The following is a 16,688-nucleotide window of genomic DNA, read 5'->3' as shown; positions in this document are numbered from 1 at the left end:
TACTCTCTTTTATATCAGTCGTAACCGTACTAGAATAGTTAACATAATAATAACCCCCCTAGGTTCTCAATGTCATATTTATCTTTATCTAACACTAGTTTACTCGCGATTGCTATCTGTTTTATGGTTATTTGTTTAGCTGTTATTTGTTTGCGTGTCGTAAGTCAACTCAAAGCTAAACAAGCATTAAAAGAAGAGCTTGCTCAACATGACAATTTTGCTCTAGGAATTAGTTTTGCATCAGAAATCAGTGTGGTGGTCGCGACTGTAGCATTTTTATTTGATGAAATTAATATCAACGCAGCCCAATCAAACCCGCTTAAGATGATAGTGCTGATAGTACTGTTGTTTACTTTTATTAAAGTAGGCCACTTGATCCACCGCAAGTGGATCTTGCACCGCTTTAATGAAGAAGCCGCCATACTAAAACAAAATGTCTGTGCCGCTTTGGTAGATTCAGGCATGTTGATCGCTAACTGTATTATTACATTAGGGCTATACAGCTGGTCTCATACCCAAGGGTTTAGCAGCTTACTAATTGCCTTTGTTAGCTTTTTTTTACTGCAGACTATTTTTGCCTTAGACAGTAAATTCCGTGAATATCGCTTTGCTCGCGCCAATCAAGGTGCATCATTACAAAGTAACTTTAATTTAGAAAATACCTCTATTGGCATTCGTTATGCCGGTAAATCCATAGGCCTTGCATTAGCTATTTATGCAGGTCTTGCCAGTGCCACTTTTCACAGTGGTAAAATGGTTGAAAATTTATTCACATTAGCTTTACATTGCGGCACTATGTGGTTATTACTGTATCTATTAACAACTATAATCAAGTTCATCTCACTACCAAACATTGATACTGCGCTTGAAATTGATCATCAGGATAATATTGGAATAGCTTGCATTGAATTTGCTGTTTTCAGTGCTATAGGCTATTTACTAATAAGTATGTTTTCAATTTAATATTGAAAATAACGTAATACGTGGGGCCCTATGCCGTTTGAAGTAAATAACTACCTACTGATCGATAACGACAGTGAATTCAGCCGACAATTCACTGAACACTATTTCGCTCAGCCACACGGAACCAGCCCAAGTACTCTTGTTGTTGCTGGCGCAAATACTCGTCAGTTGGTTAAATTAATGTTTGATCAATTGATTAAAGATTATTGCTACTGTGACTTTAGCAATGAAATTAGCGTATCAGAACTGGCAAGCTATTTACATGAACATCATGATATTGCCGGTGTCCTATACAATCAAACGGACTATTTATTAGCTGATGATAAGCAACGATTTATATTCAATTCATTACATTCTGTACGATTTTTAATAAAAGAAGTTGATAATGGATACCTGTTTGAGCCAATCACGGATATAGCACAAAACAACCACTTGTCATGCCAAACCGAAATAGCCGAAACACCACAAAATTTAGAAGCTTTATGTGAAAAGCTTAATAACTAGTCAAAATAAAGTTGAACTAATTATCACTGACTCACAATAAGTATTTGCACCTAAGAGATGACTTACATACCATAACAATATTAGCTATTTTTGTTGAAGGTCATCATGAGAGTTCCTCATATTTATCAAGCAAGCCCTATTGTAATTGCCACTGCACTTCAGTTAGAGGATGATGCAGCAGGCCACATTGGTCGCGTATTACGAATGAGAGCCGGTGAACATATTTCGTTGTTTAATGGTCAAGGCGGCGAATATCTTTGTGAACTTATTGAAGTGGGGAAAAAGTCAGTCATTGCAATGCCGCTTGAATTTAATAACAAAGATGTTGAATCACCGCTGAGCATTCATCTAGGCCAAGGGATTTCTCGTGGTGATAAAATGGACTTTACCATTCAAAAGTCTGTTGAATTAGGGATCACTGAAATTACCCCTATTTTTAGCCAGCGTTGCGGGGTTAAATTAAGCGCCGAGCGACTTGCAAAAAAACACCTGCAATGGCAAAAAATAGCGATTGCTGCAGCAGAGCAATCTGGTCGTAATCGGATCACCACCATTCATCCACCAATTGACATCAGCCAATGGCTTGCACAAAGCAGTGATGAAATTAAGCTTACCCTACACCCTCGTGCAGAGCACAGTATCAAGACAATCAAAGTACCTAGCGCTGGCGTGCGGTTTTTAGTTGGTCCTGAAGGTGGCTTCACTGATGATGAAATTGCACAAACCAAACAACAAAAATTTGTTGATATCCGTATAGGGCCACGCGTGCTACGTACCGAAACTGCCGCTTTGACGGTCTTAAGTGCACTACAGCTACAATTTGGCGATTTAGCTAATTGAAATTAGTAAAACCACCCTCATATCAATAGCAACAGATTCAGTAAGGCAACGAACATGGCAATTAAGTTAGGTATAATTTCAGATCCGATCAGCGGATTCAATATCAAAAAAGACACCGGTTTTGCAATGATGATGCAAGCCCAAAGCCGAGGCTATGAAATTTACTACATGGAAATGAATGATCTTTCATTACGTAAAGGCAAAGCGTATGCCACAGCCGCAAAAACAACCGTGTTCGACGATACAAACCATTGGTATGAGCTTGAAGAAAAAGCCAGTATCGCACTTGCTGATTTAGATGTTATTTTAATGCGTAAAGATCCGCCATTTGATACTGAATATATTTACGCTACTTATATTTTAGAACGCGCCGAGCTTGAAGGTACACTTATTATTAATAAGCCACAAAGCCTGCGTGATGCGAACGAAAAGTTATTCACTGCATGGTTTAGTGAGCACACACCTGATACGTTAGTAACCCGTTGTAAGCATCAGATCCGCGCATTTTTGGCTGAACATAAAGATATCATTCTAAAGCCTTTAGATGGCATGGGTGGCGCATCTATTTTCAGGGTTACTGAAAATGACGCTAATATTGGGGTTATTTGTGAAACGCTAACCGAGCATGGTAGCCGTTTCGCCATGGCACAAAACTATATCCCAGAGATCAAACAAGGCGATAAACGCGTATTGGTCATTGATGGTGAAGTGATCCCATATTGCCTAGCCCGTATCCCTCAAAATGGTGAAACGCGCGGTAATTTAGCCGTTGGTGGTCGTGGTGAAGCACGCCCAATTAGTGATTCAGATCGTAGAATTGCCGAAGCCGTGGCACCGACATTAAAAGCCAAAGGGCTGATTTTTGTTGGCCTAGATATTATTGGTGATAAATTAACAGAAATTAACGTAACAGCACCTACCTGCGTAAAAGAAATTGAAGCCGCTTATGATATTTCAATTACTGGGCGCTTATTTGATGCCATAGAAAGAAAACTGAGCCATACTTAAATTTACTAACAATAAAGGGGTATCGTTATGCAATCATTAGAAAATCATTTTTTAATCGCAATGCCATCAATGCAAGACCCTTTTTTTAAACGTGCTGTCGCGTATATTTGTGAGCACAATGAAGACGGGGCTATGGGGCTGGTGATCAATCAGCCTATCAATATTACTGTCGGTGATTTACTCGACAAAATAGAGATTGATAACGACAAATCAACCCAAGCCGCCAGTGTGGCCGTGTTTGCTGGGGGGCCTGTAAAAACGGATCGTGGTTTTGTACTGCATTCACCAAAATCCGGTTATAGCGCAAGCCAAGAGCTCAGCAGCGAAATTATGATCACTACGTCTAAAGATGTGTTGGCAAGTTTAACCACCGCTCAAGCACCAGAGCAATTTATTATTACACTTGGTTATTCTGGTTGGGAACAAGGCCAACTAGAACAAGAGCTACTTGAAAACTCCTGGCTAATTATAAAAGCCGATCCTGATATTATTTTTAACACACCGATTGAGCAGCGCTGGGAAAAAGCAGTCGCGACACTCGGATTTGATATTAGCCAATTAAGTTCAGAAGCTGGCCACGCATAAGCGTGGTCACCACCTATTTACGCACAGAGATAACATGACGAAAAAACAACTCAAGCCCAAAGGTGAACGTACCGTAATGGGCTTTGATTTTGGCACCACCAGCATTGGCGTTGCGATTGGCCAGGAGTTAACGGGTACTGCATCGAGTTTAACTGCGATTAAAGCAAAAGATGGCATACCAAATTGGGATTTTATTAAACAGCATGTCGATGAATGGCAGCCTGATTTACTGGTTGTTGGTTTACCGCTCAATATGGACGGCAGTAATCAAGAAGTGACTTTTAAAGCCAAGAAGTTTGCCAACCGATTACATAACCACTATGGACTACCTGTAGAGACTCAAGACGAGCGTTTAACCACCGCAGATGCAAAAGCACGATTATTTGAGCAAGGCGGTTACCGCAACTTAGGCAAAGGCAATGTTGATAATATGTCGGCTGTTATTATTTTGGAAAGCTTCTTTGAACAAGCTTACGGGTAAATGGTAGGTTAATGATCAACTGTTCTGTCAGGTCAGGAATAAGTCCTGCCTGACGGTAGGCTTTTTCTATCGCGCCTTGCTTACGTAATAGTGTTAAACCCTTTTGTAATGCTTTAAATGCGCGATTACCGTCAGGATGATGTTTTGATATCACAAAGTGACGACTATCATCGAGCAAAACCAGTACATTAGGTACTGCAGTTAACAGAATATCTTCAAGTACATATTGGTTATTCACCTGCGGCATCAATGGCATCAGCATAAAATCAATCCATTGCATTGACACCATCCTAGCTTGGCTCAGCCATTCATCTTCTGCAACTAAATTTTTTAATGGCAATTGTGATAAGGTTTTCCAATCTGTGCGCCAGCGTGGTGTAGAAACGCTGGTGAGCTGATTAAAATCGGATAAGTTACGTAGATTAAATACTTTTTTATTTTTTGGGGATGCAAAAATACCCGCAAAATACTCACCTTTCCGGATCACCGCATCACTTATATGTAGTTTATCTACCTGTAACTTAGCGTCTTCGTACCAATACGTATCAAAACTTATCAGCAACTCTCCTTGCTCTAACAGTTTGGTATTGCGAAAGTTAATTTTACCAATTTGATAATTAAAGGTTTTATCAAAACCGCCTAAATACAAAGCTTGCTGCGCGATGATCATATCAACAACATCACGGCGAATAAACTGGCCACTGAAATCAGTAATATTTTGTGGCTGCCTACCCGCTAAAAAGCGCCTGTAGTCGTGATACACATCATCTCGGATAAAAATAGCAACCGATTGTTCTGCACTTGGCTGCTCAGTAGCGAAAGCAAAAAATGATCCACTAACAACATAAAAACCAACTGTTATGAGTAACCATTTAATGCTTTTTTTCATTTTATTGACCTTTAGGCTCTAACCCGTCAATGGTCACTCCCTGTAAAAAACCAGCTCCTTGCTGCTCGTTATTTCTCAGCTTAATCATCAAACGTAAATCATTTGGTGAATCAGCATAATGTAATGCATCAGCATAGTTAATTCGCTGCTGTTTATAAAGCTCAAAGAGCGCCTGATCAAAGGTTTGCATCCCCATGTCTTTCGCTTTAGCCATCGCTTCTTTAATACCGCCAATATCCCCTTTTTTGATAAGTTCGCCAACAATTGGGGTGTTTAACAAAATTTCGATAGCAGCGACACGGCCATTGCCATCTGCGGTAGGCACTAACTGCTGGGCAATGATCGCGCGTAGATTTAAAGATAGATCATATTTAAGCTTATCGTGCTTTTCTTTAGGCACTAAATGCATAATACGGTCAATTGCTTGGTTAGCGTTATTGGCATGCAAAGTAGCAACACATAAATGACCTGTTTCAGCAAAACTAAGTGCGTATTCCATGGTCTCTTGCGAACGTATTTCACCAATTAAAATTACATCGGGCGCTTGGCGTAATGAGCTTTTTAACGCCGCTTCAAAACTTTCCGTATCTAAGCCAACTTCACGCTGAGTAATAATACTTTTGCGATGTTCATGAACAAATTCAATCGGATCTTCGATGGTCAAAATATGGCCGCGTTGATTACGGTTACGGTAACCCAACAATGCAGCTAACGACGTTGATTTACCTGTGCCAGTACCACCGACAAACAGCACTAAACCACGTTTAGCCATGATCACATCGGTCAATGTCGAAGGTAGACCAAGCTCAGCAACATCAGGAATTTGCGTAACAATACGGCGAATAACCATACCCGCACAGTCACGTTGCCAAAATGCCGAGATCCTAAAGCGCCCTTCCTCGGTGGCAATCGCAAAGTTACATTCTTTGGTATTATGAAACTCTGCTTTTTGTTTTTCGCTCATCGCTGATTCAACTAACTGCAGCGACTGCTCGTCTGATATTTTGTCGTCGCCCAATGCTATCAGTTCGCCATTAATCTTTGCGCTGACCGGCAATTGGCTTGATACAAATAAATCCGAACCTTGCTTTTCAATCATTAAATGTAAAAAGTAATCAAGAGAATGTGTCATTACAGATCCTTACTCGGGCCTAACTGCCGAAAGTATTTTTATCTTGTGCTTTAGCGCGCGCCTCGGCATTGGTAACTACACCGTGGTTAACTAAATTGGTTAAACATTGATCCATGGTTTGCATGCCGTGCGATGCACCAGTTTGAATCGACGAATACATTTGTGCAATTTTATCTTCGCGGATCAAGTTTCTGATCGCAGGCACTGCAATCATAATTTCATGGGCGGCGACCCGCCCACCACCAATTTTTTTCAACAGGGTTTGTGAAATTACCGCACGCAATGATTCTGAAAGCATAGAGCGGATCATGCTTTTTTCTTCTCCAGGGAATACATCGATAATACGGTCAATGGTTTTTGGCGCAGAGGTGGTATGCAAAGTACCAAATACTAAATGGCCGGTTTCAGCTGCGGTCATAGCTAGGCGAATAGTTTCTAAATCACGCAACTCACCAACCAAGATCACGTCTGGATCTTCACGTAAAGCACTGCGTAGTGCATTAGAAAAACTATGCGTATCGCGATGCACTTCACGTTGATTAATCAACGATAGCTTATTGTCGTGCACAAACTCAATAGGGTCTTCAATGGTTAAAATATGATGATGCTTATGTTGATTTATATGATCCACCATCGCAGCCAATGTGGTCGATTTACCAGAGCCTGTAGGTCCTGTTACCAACACTAAACCACGCGGCGTATCTGAGATTGTTTTAAATATATCTGGCGCACCTAAATCATCAAGTGTCAGCACTTCACTAGGAATGGTACGAAATACAGCAGCTGGGCCTCGATTAGAGTTAAAGGCATTAACACGAAAACGCGCTAAGTTTGGCACTTCAAACGAAAAATCCACTTCTAGGTTTTGTTCGTAGTCCTTACGTTGATTATCGTTCATAATATCGTAAACTAGGCTGTTAACATCTTTGTTTTCCAGCGCTGGTATATTAATACGTCGCACATCACCATCAACACGGATCATTGGCGCAACCCCTGATGATAAGTGTAAATCTGATGCTTTGTGCTGCACACTAAAGGCCAACAATTCGGTAATATCCATTTATGACTCCACAACTAACTGATAATTATATGGTTACAATAGCAGAACGACTTAAATCCGCCTATGCTAGAATTGCTCTAGCTGCAAAAAAACATCACCGTAACGAACGTGATGTGTGCTTGTTAGCAGTATCAAAAACCAAACCTGCTGATTTTATTTTAGCTGCTTATCAACAAGGTCACCGAGAATTTGGTGAATCATACGTACAAGAAGCTGTTGATAAAATAACCCAACTAGCAAATTATAACGATATCGTTTGGCATTTCATTGGCCCAATTCAATCAAATAAAACAGCGGCTGTGGCTGAACATTTTGATTGGGTGCAGAGTATCGAACGTGAGAAAATAGCAAAACGGTTAAGCGATCAAAGACCCGCAGATAAAGCCCCGTTAAAAGTACTGATCCAAGTGAATATAAGCTTAGAAGCTGCTAAGTCAGGTTGCCACCCGGATCAACTCGACAGCCTTGCTGAATATATTCAACACTGTCCAAATTTAGAATTACGTGGAGTGATGGCCATCCCAGCCAAAACCGACGACAACCAGCAACAAATACAATATTTTAAGCAATTACGGGCTTGCTTTGATAGACTTAAAGCCCAATATCCTCAAATAGACACCTTGTCGATGGGGATGAGTGGTGATGTCGAAGCTGCGATTGCAGCAGGCTCAACCATGGTACGCATCGGCACGGATATTTTTGGCCAACGAAGCTAAGGTGATAACTAAGATATGTCAGATAAAACAATCGCATTCATAGGCACAGGTAATATGAGCTACGCCATTATTGGCGGCATGGTAAAAAAAGGATTTGCTGCATCGAACATAATTGCAACAAATCGTAACCACGAAAAACTCGCTAAGGTAGCAGCGGATTTCGGGGTTAAAACCACCGCAGATAACAACGCAGCACTGCGCGATGCCGATATTATTGTGTTATCTGTAAAGCCACAAATGATGGGGGATTTATGTCAATCATTTCAAGATTCTGGTATCGACTTTAGCGATAAACTATTTATCTCTGTTGCCGCAGGCCTTACCGTTAAACGCTTACGTGAAATGCTCGGAAAAGACGTTAAAATGGTCCGTTGTATGCCAAATACTCCGTCTTTATTAGGACGCGGTGTTTCGGGTTTATTTGGTGCCGGCGAGACCAAGCAAGAACACGAATTTGTGCAGCAAGTATTTGAATGTACAGGTATTGCGGCATGGGTTGAGCAAGAGTCCCAAATTAACGATGTTATTGCTGTGACTGGTTCATCACCGGCTTATTTTTTCTTATTTATGGAAGCCATAGAAGAAAAAGCCAAAGCACTTGGCTTTAGTGATGAAGACGCTCGTCGCCTAGTACAGCAAACAGCATTGGGGGCCGCTGAAATGGCGGTATCACAGCCTGAAATTAGTATTTCACAATTGCGTGCTAACGTGACATCTAAAGGTGGCACTACTCATGCAGCAGTTGAACATTTAAAAGCACACGGCCTAACTGGCACCGTCGCTGATGCAATGGATGCATGTATTGCGCGTGCAGAGCAAATGGAACAAGAACTTTAAAAGCAACTCTAAGCTTTTAGCCCAATTTATATTTAAGGTTTTTAATTAAGGTAAGTTATGAACGCCATGCAATTTTTAATAAGCACATTATTCGACCTATTTTTAATGGTCGTATTACTGCGCTTTTGGCTACAAGCCGCTAAAGCTGACTTTTACAATCCATTAAGTCAGTTTGTGGTTAAAGCCACTTCATTTGCTGTTAACCCCCTGCGTAAAATAATTCCAGGGTTAGGTGGGCTTGACTTAGCCTCATTATTGCTCGCGTTCATTATCGCGGCAGCAAAAATTACTGCGCTAATATTTTTAGTCGGCGCGACATGGGAAGTTGGCTTTGTCCTGTTAAATGCGTTAGTAACGGTGATTAAAGAAGGCTTAAACTTACTGTTTTGGGTGTTAGTTATTCGCGCGCTATTAAGCTGGGTAAGTCAAGGTAACAATCCAATCGAAGCGGTTTTTCACCAATTAACAGAGCCAATGCTAAGACCTATTCGTAAAGTATTACCACCACTAGGTGGCTTAGACTTATCAATTTTAGTGTTAATTATTGCACTGCAATTTGCCCAGTTTTTGTTTATAGACTTAGTCGGCTAACCTTATTATTAACACAGAGGCCTACTAGGCCTCTTTTTTTAAGAGTCATTTATGAAAAAACTAGCAAGTATTTTATTTTTTGCACTGGCAGGTATTACCTTTAGTGCTCACAGCGAACAAATGCAAGGCGCACAATACAAGGAGCTTGGCCCGTGGCAAGTTCACTACATTGCATTTCCGTCTACGTTTATTCAACCACAAATAGCCAAAACCTACGGCCTAGAACGTAGTGGCTATAAAGGCATTGTAAATATTTCAATCCTTAAAAAAGATACCGATGCCACAGCGCAAACCGCCACTCTTAAAGGCACTGCTAAAAACCTACTTGGTAATAAGCAAACCTTAGATTTCAAAGAAGTCATCGAAGGCGATGCAATTTATTACCTCGCGCAGGTTGATTTTACCAACGAAGAAATTCTTCGCTTTGACGTTGAAATACAGCAAGGTAACCAATTTCAAAAGCTGCAGTTCCAGCAAAAATTTTACGTAGATTAATTTATGAAAAAAACTTTAGTTTTAGCCACCGGTAACCAAGGCAAAGTCAACGAATTAGCACAAATGCTAAGCCCGCTTGAAATCAACGTTGTGCCACAAAACGACTATAACGTGCCAGAAGTAGCAGAAACAGGCACCACCTTTGTTGAAAACGCTATTATCAAAGCTCGCCATGCGGCAAAAATAACTGGGCTACCAGCTATTGCTGACGACTCAGGGTTAGAGGTAGATGGATTAAACGGCGCACCAGGTGTTTACTCAGCACGCTTTGCAGGCGAACACGCCAGCGATCAAGATAATATTGATAAGCTCTTAAGCGAGCTTGCTGATAACCCTAACCGCAGTGCACGATTTTGGTGTGTGTTGGTGCTAATGCGCCACGCCGATGACCCTACCCCACTGATTTGCAGTGCTAGCTGGGAAGGCCAAATTACCTTAGCTCAAAACGGCCAAGGTGGTTTTGGTTATGATCCGGTTTTTTATGTGTCAGAACTTAACTGCACCAGTGCTCAATTAACTAAACAGCAAAAAAATGCAGTAAGCCATCGCGGCCAGGCATTACAACAATTACTATCAGAGCTTAAGCTTAAAGGCGGCCTGTGAATTTACCACCATTAAGTTTATATGTGCACGTACCTTGGTGTGTGCAAAAGTGCCCGTATTGTGATTTTAATAGTCACGGCCAAAAAGGCGATATTCCTGAAAAAGAATATGTGCAGCATTTAATTGATGATTTAAAAACTGACTTACACTTAGTGCAAGGACGTAAAATTCATTCAATCTTTATCGGTGGTGGCACGCCTAGCTTATTAACCGGTGAGGCCTACGTTAATTTACTAACAGCGGTGGATTCATTAATTGGTCTGAGTGAAAACTGCGAAATCACCTTAGAAGCCAACCCGGGCACGGTTGAAACTGGCCGCTTTAAAGAATACGTAGCTGCTGGGATTAATCGTATTTCGATTGGCGTACAAAGCATGCAAAATGACAAGCTCAAAGCACTCGGGCGCATTCATGGTGCCGATGAAGCGACTTATGCTGCAGAGCAAGCTCATGAGGCAGGCTTAAACAGTTTTAACCTTGATCTAATGCACGGCTTACCTGGACAATCGGTTGCTGATGCGCTGAGCGACTTGAAAAAAGTAATAGCTCTTAATCCACCACACATATCTTGGTATCAATTAACTATTGAAGCCAACACGCAATTTGCTTCTAAGCCACCTACCTTGCCAGCTGATGACACCTTGTGGGATATTCAAGAGCAAGGTCAAACACTGCTTGCAGAAGCTGGCTATCAACAATATGAAATATCTGGCTATGCGAAACCTGGCTACCAATGTCAACACAACCTGAATTATTGGCGCTTCGGCGACTATTTAGGTATTGGCTGCGGTGCCCATGGTAAGGTAACCGATGCTAAAACAGGCATCATTACCCGCACTGAAAAAGTAAAACATCCTCGTGGATACATGGATTTAGCGAAGCCCTATTTATTTAAACAGTGGCAAGTTGAACAACATGACTTACCGTTTGAATTCTTTATGAATCGCTTACGGTTATTTGAAGCCTGCCCAATTAATGACTTCACAGCCTTAACTCAGTTACCGCTGCAAAGCCAAGCTAATGCGCTGCAACAAGCCATTGCCAAGGGGTTGCTTAAGCAAACGGATCGTCATTGGCAGGTAAGCCAAAAAGGTCATCGCTTTTTAAATGACCTGCTAGAATTGTTTGTGTAATAACGACCCAAACTTTACTAACAAATACATACTAATAATAATTAATAACCTTTAATGGGGTTTCTAACAACAAAAGGGAAAACATGCGTAAACTAACCTTTATCGCTGCCGCAGTAAGTATTGCACTGCTAGGTGGTTGCCAGCAAACACCTGAGCAACAAACCGCGCCAACTGTACAAGCACAACCTGTACAAAGCGAAATAGACAAAGCCAATGCGTTCTTCGAAGATACTTTTAACCGTGATGTTATGAGCAGCCCTGTTTATCAAACCTACATGGGTATCAAACAAGACTACGACAAATGGGATGACGGTAGCGAAGCGCGCGTACTGAAAGATCATCAACAAACCAAAGATGATTTAGTGACATTAAACGCAATTAACCGCGAACTTCTTGATGACACCACAAAAGTTAGTTATGACCTTAAAAAGCAAGACCTTGAAAACAACATTGCTGATTTTAAATGGCGCTATCATAACTACCCAGTGAACCAAATGTTTGGTACTCACTCGATGATCCCAGCCTTTTTAATCAACCAACATCAAATTACTGATGTTGCCGATGCTAAAGCCTATATCTCACGTTTAAATGGCGTAACCACAGTTATTGATCAACTGATCACTGATTTAGAAGTACGTGCTGATAAAGGCATTATTGCTCCTAAATTTGTATTCCCACATGTGATTGATTCAAGCAAAAATATCATTCACGGTGCGCCGTTTGAACAAGGTGATGATTCCACCTTACTTGCCGACTTTAAACGTAAAGTTGCCAAGCTTGAAATTGCTCAAGCAGATAAAGACGCGTTGATCAGCGATGCTGAGAAAGCGCTTAAAGCGGCTGTAAAACCATCTTACTCTAAGTTGATTAATTATTTAGCACAGCTTGAAAAACGTGCCGATGATCGTGATGGTGCTTGGAAATTTCCTGATGGCGAAGCGTTTTACAACAACGCATTAGCGCGCACTACTACCACTGATTTAACGGCTAAAGAAATCCACACTATAGGTTTAGCTGAAGTATCTCGTATTCATGATGAAATGCGCCAAATCAAAGAAAAAGTTGGCTTTAAAGGCGATTTAAAAGCCTTTATGCAGTTTATGAAAACCGATAAGCAATTTTACTTACCTAATACTGAAGCAGGTAAGCAGCAATACCTTGACGAAGCCACGGCACTTATAAACACCATGAAATCACGCTTAGATGAGCTATTTATTGTTAAGCCTAAAGCCGACATGATTGTTAAGCGTGTTGAAGCATTCCGTGAAAAAGCGGCTGGTAAAGCATTCTACCAACAGCCTGCACCAGATGGTTCACGCCCGGGTGTTTACTACGCTAACCTTTACGACATGGAAGCAATGCCAACGTATCAAATGGAAGCGCTGGCTTATCACGAAGGTATTCCAGGTCACCACATGCAAATTGCAATTTCGCAAGAGCTTGAAGGCGTGCCTAAGTTCCGTAAATTCGGTGGCTACACAGCCTATATCGAAGGCTGGGGATTATATTCTGAGTTATTACCAAAAGAAATGGGCATGTATGCAGACCCTTATTCAGACTTTGGTCGTTTATCAATGGAACTATGGCGCGCATGTCGTTTAGTGGTTGATACCGGTATTCACGAAATGAAGTGGACTCGCCAGCAGGGTATTGATTATTACGTAAATAACACACCAAATGCGACCTCTGATGGCGTAAAAATGGTTGAGCGTCACATAGTCATGCCTTCGCAAGCAACGGCTTACAAAGTAGGTATGCTGAAGATTCTAGAACTTCGTGAATCTGCGAAGGTTAAACTGGGTGATAAGTTTGATATCCGCCAATTCCACGATGTAGTACTTAAAAATGGCGCAGTGCCACTAAACGTACTTGAAAGCTTTGTTGATGAATGGGTTGCAAGCAAACTAGCAGCTTAAGCATCCTTACTTTATAACATATACAAAGGCCGTATCTACGGCCTTTTTTATTGCCTGAAAAATAGATAAACACTTGACCAACAAGTGCTTTACGCTAGGATAAAGCAATTGATATACAAGTAACGTATAGGATTAACAATGGATACATGTATCAGTCAACTAAATCAACAGATGCAGCAGCATCAGTTGCAAGCCATTGTTGATAGCTTTGCCAGTTTATCTGCAACACAACAAGCCATGCAGTTACAGCACTTATATAGCAGTGCGCAACGCATGAGTGTAAAATATACTTACCTGCAAAATATCGCCACACGCATATTAACTCAACACTCGCTACCAACGCCCATCATCAGTCAGCTAAATAATACCGATCAATTAAGTTTTTTTACCCCTGGACTGAAGTTCAATCATGGTTTTACACAACAAAACCAACAGCAGCAAAATGTATTGCACCGCTTGTTTAGCGAGTGTAGTGAGGCTAAATTACCGTTTAATTATGTACGTTCACTGATGCTATTTGAAAGTAACGAAAACTTGCTGCAAGCATTAGCACAAGTTAATGATATCGGGCTCACCCCAGTTGCAAGTTACATTGCAAACAACCCAGCCCAACATAGCTTACCAAAACATGAACTTTCTGCTTTGCTGGCATTAATGGAAGTTGAATTTAAACAAAATCAAGGCAATATAAACACCGCCGCATTCTTAAAAGCCTTACTCACGTTATGTCAAACAAGCCCTAACAAGCCACTCAGTGACTATAAAATACTGCTCAGTGGCGCTTACTTACGCTGTAAAACAGAGCAAGTTGAGCGCTACTTAAATCAACGTTTACAATAAAGTCAGCAAAACATGGATGTATATAAACAATTTTTATCTTTAAGTAGCTTTACAGCGCTTAATCATTTTAGTCGTATTTTACTGACTCTATTTTTAGCCCGACTGCTCAGTGCTGAGCAATTTGGTACTTTCGGCGCACTGCTCGCACTGTGTGAAATATTGCTATTACCTGCCAGTATGGGATTTTCAGCCTCATTAATGCGCTTGAGTCACCCGCTCTACAAAGCTCAACAACATGATTTACTGCAAGGGCTTAAGCGTGTCTATTTAGTTGCATCGTGTTTGTTTGGTATTTTATTGGTCAGCTGTGTGGTGGCTGCATTTAGCTATGTTTCTCCCCATCAAACAGCCAAAGAGCATATTTTTTATTTGCTGCTATTAGTGCCTGTGGGAGCAATAATGCAAAGCCAAGCAGCCTTTTTAATTGCGCTCAATAAAACCAAAGTGGGATTGTTTACACAGCAATGTTTATTTGAGGTTTTGACCACACTCTTTTGTTTTATAGTATTTATAATTGGCGGTGGACTATCACTGACTGTTATTTGCCAGTTACTATTTAGCGCTTTAGTGTGCGTGGTGATTTATCAATATTGGTTAATAAAAAAAACTATCGAGCCAAGCCCCGCTCGCTACCAAACAAAGCAATGGTGCAGCTCATCGCTAATTATGTTGGCAAGTGGCGCTGGAACAGTGTTGGTTGCAAAGTTAGATGTGTTGTTGGTTCATCATTGGTTTGGGGCCGCTGGCGTCAGTGTGTTTTTTCCTGTGATTGTAATAGCTGGGTTATTAACCATCATAGGGAACGCCGCCAGCCAGTTTTTGAAACCTCTTTTAATGGCTAATACCGCTCCCTATCAGCAAGTCAGTGAACTGATGCGCTTGTTATGGAAGTTAAATTGCGGCGCAATTATCACTTTAGCAGTGATTGCCTACCCTTTACTTACACTCTATGGTGAAAAGCAACTCGAAGCAGGGCATCAGTTACTGCTGATATTATTACTGGGTCAATTGTTTTTGCCTGCGCGAATATTGGCCAGCAGTATCATTAAATTAAACGGTAATCCATTACATAACTTATATGTTTTGTTAGCAGCCACTAGCATTACCTTGATAATGGCTTGGTGTTTAAAAGACAGTTACGAGATAATTGGAGTCGCCACTGCATTTAGTTTTGGTTTTATACTTGGCGCACTATGTCGGGTAGCGATAATAGTTAAAACCATGCAGGTGCCAGTAACTGTATTATTGGGCACCCATAAACTATCTTCAATCAGATAAATAATATTCGACACTGGTTACAACCCGTACTTTTTTGATTTGCGGGGTGTTTGAATCTCGGTCGATTATACTAAACTGCCCTTGTCTTGCGGTGCGAATTTTACCAAGTTTTGACTGTGAGTCCTTGGCAAACTTTAATGCCACTTCGCGCGCTTTTTCGGTTGCTTCTTGCACCATTGCTGGTTTTATATCATTTAGCCCAGAGAACAAATATTCAATGCGGGTTTCGTAATTATCTTGCACAATCGCAATACCTTGTTTGGCTAGCTGACCCACTTTAGTTAAGGCGTTTTGCACTTTATCGGGCTGCTGCGAATACACGGTAATATTAGCGCGGGCAATATAGCGAAACTGTTGATTTTCAGCGCCGTATTCGCGCGCTTGTTTATCAACAATTGATTGCCTACCTTGGCTGATCTCTTGTTCATCAAAGCCATGCAGTTTTAAAAAAGCAATTACTGCGGCATTTTTCTGCTCGACGCGTTCGACCAGCTTTTCTAAATTGTTATCTGCATCACTAAACTGTACCGGCCAGATCACCGTATCAGCAGTTACTTCACGCTCTGCTAATCCTTTAACCTCAACCGTGCGTTCCATATTTTTTACATCAAGCGCTGCTGATTTTAAAATCCATCCGCAGCCAAGTATAGCGACACTCAATACAGCTGCGCCTAGCAACTGGTAATATCCATTTGGCTTATTCATTTAGATTCCTTTGATAATTATCAATGTTAAGTTGGTTTGATGCTCGAAAAATCAACCTAAACAGGTTACATTGAGGTGCATAAATTAGCAAAAAGATTCTATTGCAGCGCCT

General features: G+C 41.1%; 19 protein-coding genes. 15 read left to right on the top strand and 4 right to left on the bottom strand.

Annotated elements, in window-relative coordinates:
- The first annotated feature begins 69 nt into the window (after window positions 1–69).
- From J7338_RS13945 to ruvX, 6 genes are all read left to right on the top strand, one after another.
- The gene (locus tag J7338_RS13945) at window positions 70–963 is read left to right on the top strand and encodes a DUF350 domain-containing protein (protein WP_210797618.1); all 894 of its coding nucleotides are present in this window, start codon (window positions 70–72) and stop codon (window positions 961–963) included.
- Window positions 964–993: 30 nt separating this feature from the next.
- The gene (locus J7338_RS13940; RefSeq protein ID WP_210797617.1) at window positions 994–1,467 is read left to right on the top strand and encodes a hypothetical protein; all 474 of its coding nucleotides are present in this window, start codon (window positions 994–996) and stop codon (window positions 1,465–1,467) included.
- Between the two features lie 105 nt (window positions 1,468–1,572).
- Entirely contained in the window at window positions 1,573–2,307 is a 735-nt protein-coding gene (gene rsmE, locus J7338_RS13935; RefSeq protein ID WP_210797616.1) for a 16S rRNA (uracil(1498)-N(3))-methyltransferase, read from the top strand.
- A 54-nt stretch (window positions 2,308–2,361) separates the two neighbouring features.
- Window positions 2,362–3,315 (top strand): glutathione synthase, encoded by a 954-nt coding sequence (gene gshB, locus J7338_RS13930; RefSeq protein WP_210797615.1) that lies wholly within the window; start codon window positions 2,362–2,364, stop codon window positions 3,313–3,315.
- A gap of 27 nt (window positions 3,316–3,342) precedes the next feature.
- Complete coding sequence (locus J7338_RS13925) at window positions 3,343–3,900, top strand: YqgE/AlgH family protein (RefSeq protein WP_210797614.1); 558 nt, start codon at window positions 3,343–3,345, stop codon at window positions 3,898–3,900.
- 34 nt (window positions 3,901–3,934) lie between these two features.
- Window positions 3,935–4,381 (top strand): Holliday junction resolvase RuvX, encoded by a 447-nt coding sequence (ruvX, locus tag J7338_RS13920; RefSeq protein ID WP_210797613.1) that lies wholly within the window; start codon window positions 3,935–3,937, stop codon window positions 4,379–4,381.
- On the opposite strand, the gene J7338_RS13915 is transcribed toward ruvX, so the two are convergent.
- The 3 genes from J7338_RS13915 to J7338_RS13905 are packed head-to-tail and all read right to left on the bottom strand — an operon-like array spanning window position 4,344 to window position 7,462.
- Complete coding sequence (locus tag J7338_RS13915) at window positions 4,344–5,270, bottom strand: hypothetical protein (RefSeq protein WP_215909092.1); 927 nt, start codon at window positions 5,268–5,270, stop codon at window positions 4,344–4,346. The genes ruvX and J7338_RS13915 overlap by 38 nt on opposite strands.
- 1 nt (window position 5,271) lies before the next feature.
- Window positions 5,272–6,402, bottom strand: a complete 1,131-nt coding sequence (locus J7338_RS13910) for a PilT/PilU family type 4a pilus ATPase (protein ID WP_210797612.1) — start codon at window positions 6,400–6,402, stop codon at window positions 5,272–5,274.
- Between the two features lie 19 nt (window positions 6,403–6,421).
- Window positions 6,422–7,462, bottom strand: coding sequence for a type IV pilus twitching motility protein PilT (locus J7338_RS13905; RefSeq protein WP_210797611.1), 1,041 nt, complete (start codon window positions 7,460–7,462; stop codon window positions 6,422–6,424).
- A 2-nt stretch (window positions 7,463–7,464) separates the two neighbouring features.
- Here J7338_RS13905 and J7338_RS13900 point away from each other — a divergent pair, with 2 nt between their 5' ends.
- From J7338_RS13900 to J7338_RS13860, 9 genes are all read left to right on the top strand, one after another.
- Window positions 7,465–8,178 (top strand): YggS family pyridoxal phosphate-dependent enzyme, encoded by a 714-nt coding sequence (locus J7338_RS13900; RefSeq protein ID WP_275074492.1) that lies wholly within the window; start codon window positions 7,465–7,467, stop codon window positions 8,176–8,178.
- Window positions 8,179–8,193: 15 nt separating this feature from the next.
- Window positions 8,194–9,015: a pyrroline-5-carboxylate reductase gene (gene proC / locus J7338_RS13895; protein ID WP_210797609.1), complete on the top strand. Its 822-nt coding sequence runs from the start codon at window positions 8,194–8,196 to the stop codon at window positions 9,013–9,015.
- A gap of 57 nt (window positions 9,016–9,072) precedes the next feature.
- Window positions 9,073–9,606, top strand: coding sequence for a YggT family protein (locus J7338_RS13890; RefSeq protein WP_210797608.1), 534 nt, complete (start codon window positions 9,073–9,075; stop codon window positions 9,604–9,606).
- A gap of 51 nt (window positions 9,607–9,657) precedes the next feature.
- Window positions 9,658–10,101: a DUF4426 domain-containing protein gene (locus tag J7338_RS13885; RefSeq protein WP_210797607.1), complete on the top strand. Its 444-nt coding sequence runs from the start codon at window positions 9,658–9,660 to the stop codon at window positions 10,099–10,101.
- Window positions 10,102–10,104: 3 nt separating this feature from the next.
- Window positions 10,105–10,704 (top strand): XTP/dITP diphosphatase, encoded by a 600-nt coding sequence (locus tag J7338_RS13880; RefSeq protein ID WP_210797606.1) that lies wholly within the window; start codon window positions 10,105–10,107, stop codon window positions 10,702–10,704.
- The gene (hemW, locus tag J7338_RS13875; RefSeq protein WP_210797605.1) at window positions 10,701–11,837 is read left to right on the top strand and encodes a radical SAM family heme chaperone HemW; all 1,137 of its coding nucleotides are present in this window, start codon (window positions 10,701–10,703) and stop codon (window positions 11,835–11,837) included. The genes J7338_RS13880 and hemW overlap by 4 nt, the downstream gene beginning before the upstream one ends.
- Window positions 11,838–11,920: 83 nt before the next feature.
- Window positions 11,921–13,753 (top strand): DUF885 domain-containing protein, encoded by a 1,833-nt coding sequence (locus J7338_RS13870; RefSeq protein ID WP_210797604.1) that lies wholly within the window; start codon window positions 11,921–11,923, stop codon window positions 13,751–13,753.
- Between the two features lie 138 nt (window positions 13,754–13,891).
- On the top strand, window positions 13,892–14,593 hold the full coding sequence (locus tag J7338_RS13865) for a hypothetical protein (protein WP_210797603.1): 702 nt from the start codon (window positions 13,892–13,894) through the stop codon (window positions 14,591–14,593).
- Window positions 14,594–14,605: 12 nt separating this feature from the next.
- Window positions 14,606–15,871 carry a lipopolysaccharide biosynthesis protein gene (locus J7338_RS13860; RefSeq protein WP_210797602.1) on the top strand — a complete coding sequence of 422 codons (1,266 nt, stop codon included), beginning with the start codon at window positions 14,606–14,608 and terminating at the stop codon, window positions 15,869–15,871.
- Here the strand turns inward: J7338_RS13860 and J7338_RS13855 are convergent.
- Window positions 15,860–16,576 carry an SIMPL domain-containing protein gene (locus J7338_RS13855; RefSeq protein ID WP_210797601.1) on the bottom strand — a complete coding sequence of 239 codons (717 nt, stop codon included), beginning with the start codon at window positions 16,574–16,576 and terminating at the stop codon, window positions 15,860–15,862. The genes J7338_RS13860 and J7338_RS13855 overlap by 12 nt on opposite strands.
- Window positions 16,577–16,688: the final 112 nt, after the last annotated feature.

Origin of the sequence: Pseudoalteromonas ostreae, assembly GCF_018069805.1 — a bacterium.
In the GTDB taxonomy this organism is placed as follows: Bacteria; Pseudomonadota; Gammaproteobacteria; order Enterobacterales; family Alteromonadaceae; genus Pseudoalteromonas; species Pseudoalteromonas ostreae.
The sequence above is the reverse complement of the archived record's forward strand: the minus strand, read 5'-3'. Positions and strand labels throughout refer to the sequence as shown.

Coding starts and splice junctions, on each gene's coding strand:
- J7338_RS13915 (WP_215909092.1), bottom strand. CDS start 5,270: ATGAAAAAAAGCATTAAATGGTTACTCATAACAGTTGGTTTTTATGTT.
- J7338_RS13945 (WP_210797618.1), top strand. CDS start 70: ATGTCATATTTATCTTTATCTAACACTAGTTTACTCGCGATTGCTATC.
- J7338_RS13890 (WP_210797608.1), top strand. CDS start 9,073: ATGAACGCCATGCAATTTTTAATAAGCACATTATTCGACCTATTTTTA.
- J7338_RS13910 (WP_210797612.1), bottom strand. CDS start 6,402: ATGACACATTCTCTTGATTACTTTTTACATTTAATGATTGAAAAGCAA.
- J7338_RS13860 (WP_210797602.1), top strand. CDS start 14,606: ATGGATGTATATAAACAATTTTTATCTTTAAGTAGCTTTACAGCGCTT.
- J7338_RS13870 (WP_210797604.1), top strand. CDS start 11,921: ATGCGTAAACTAACCTTTATCGCTGCCGCAGTAAGTATTGCACTGCTA.
- J7338_RS13885 (WP_210797607.1), top strand. CDS start 9,658: ATGAAAAAACTAGCAAGTATTTTATTTTTTGCACTGGCAGGTATTACC.
- J7338_RS13940 (WP_210797617.1), top strand. CDS start 994: ATGCCGTTTGAAGTAAATAACTACCTACTGATCGATAACGACAGTGAA.
- J7338_RS13865 (WP_210797603.1), top strand. CDS start 13,892: ATGGATACATGTATCAGTCAACTAAATCAACAGATGCAGCAGCATCAG.
- ruvX (WP_210797613.1), top strand. CDS start 3,935: ATGACGAAAAAACAACTCAAGCCCAAAGGTGAACGTACCGTAATGGGC.
- J7338_RS13925 (WP_210797614.1), top strand. CDS start 3,343: ATGCAATCATTAGAAAATCATTTTTTAATCGCAATGCCATCAATGCAA.
- J7338_RS13900 (WP_275074492.1), top strand. CDS start 7,465: ATGACTCCACAACTAACTGATAATTATATGGTTACAATAGCAGAACGA.
- J7338_RS13905 (WP_210797611.1), bottom strand. CDS start 7,462: ATGGATATTACCGAATTGTTGGCCTTTAGTGTGCAGCACAAAGCATCA.
- proC (WP_210797609.1), top strand. CDS start 8,194: ATGTCAGATAAAACAATCGCATTCATAGGCACAGGTAATATGAGCTAC.
- J7338_RS13855 (WP_210797601.1), bottom strand. CDS start 16,576: ATGAATAAGCCAAATGGATATTACCAGTTGCTAGGCGCAGCTGTATTG.
- gshB (WP_210797615.1), top strand. CDS start 2,362: ATGGCAATTAAGTTAGGTATAATTTCAGATCCGATCAGCGGATTCAAT.
- J7338_RS13880 (WP_210797606.1), top strand. CDS start 10,105: ATGAAAAAAACTTTAGTTTTAGCCACCGGTAACCAAGGCAAAGTCAAC.
- rsmE (WP_210797616.1), top strand. CDS start 1,573: ATGAGAGTTCCTCATATTTATCAAGCAAGCCCTATTGTAATTGCCACT.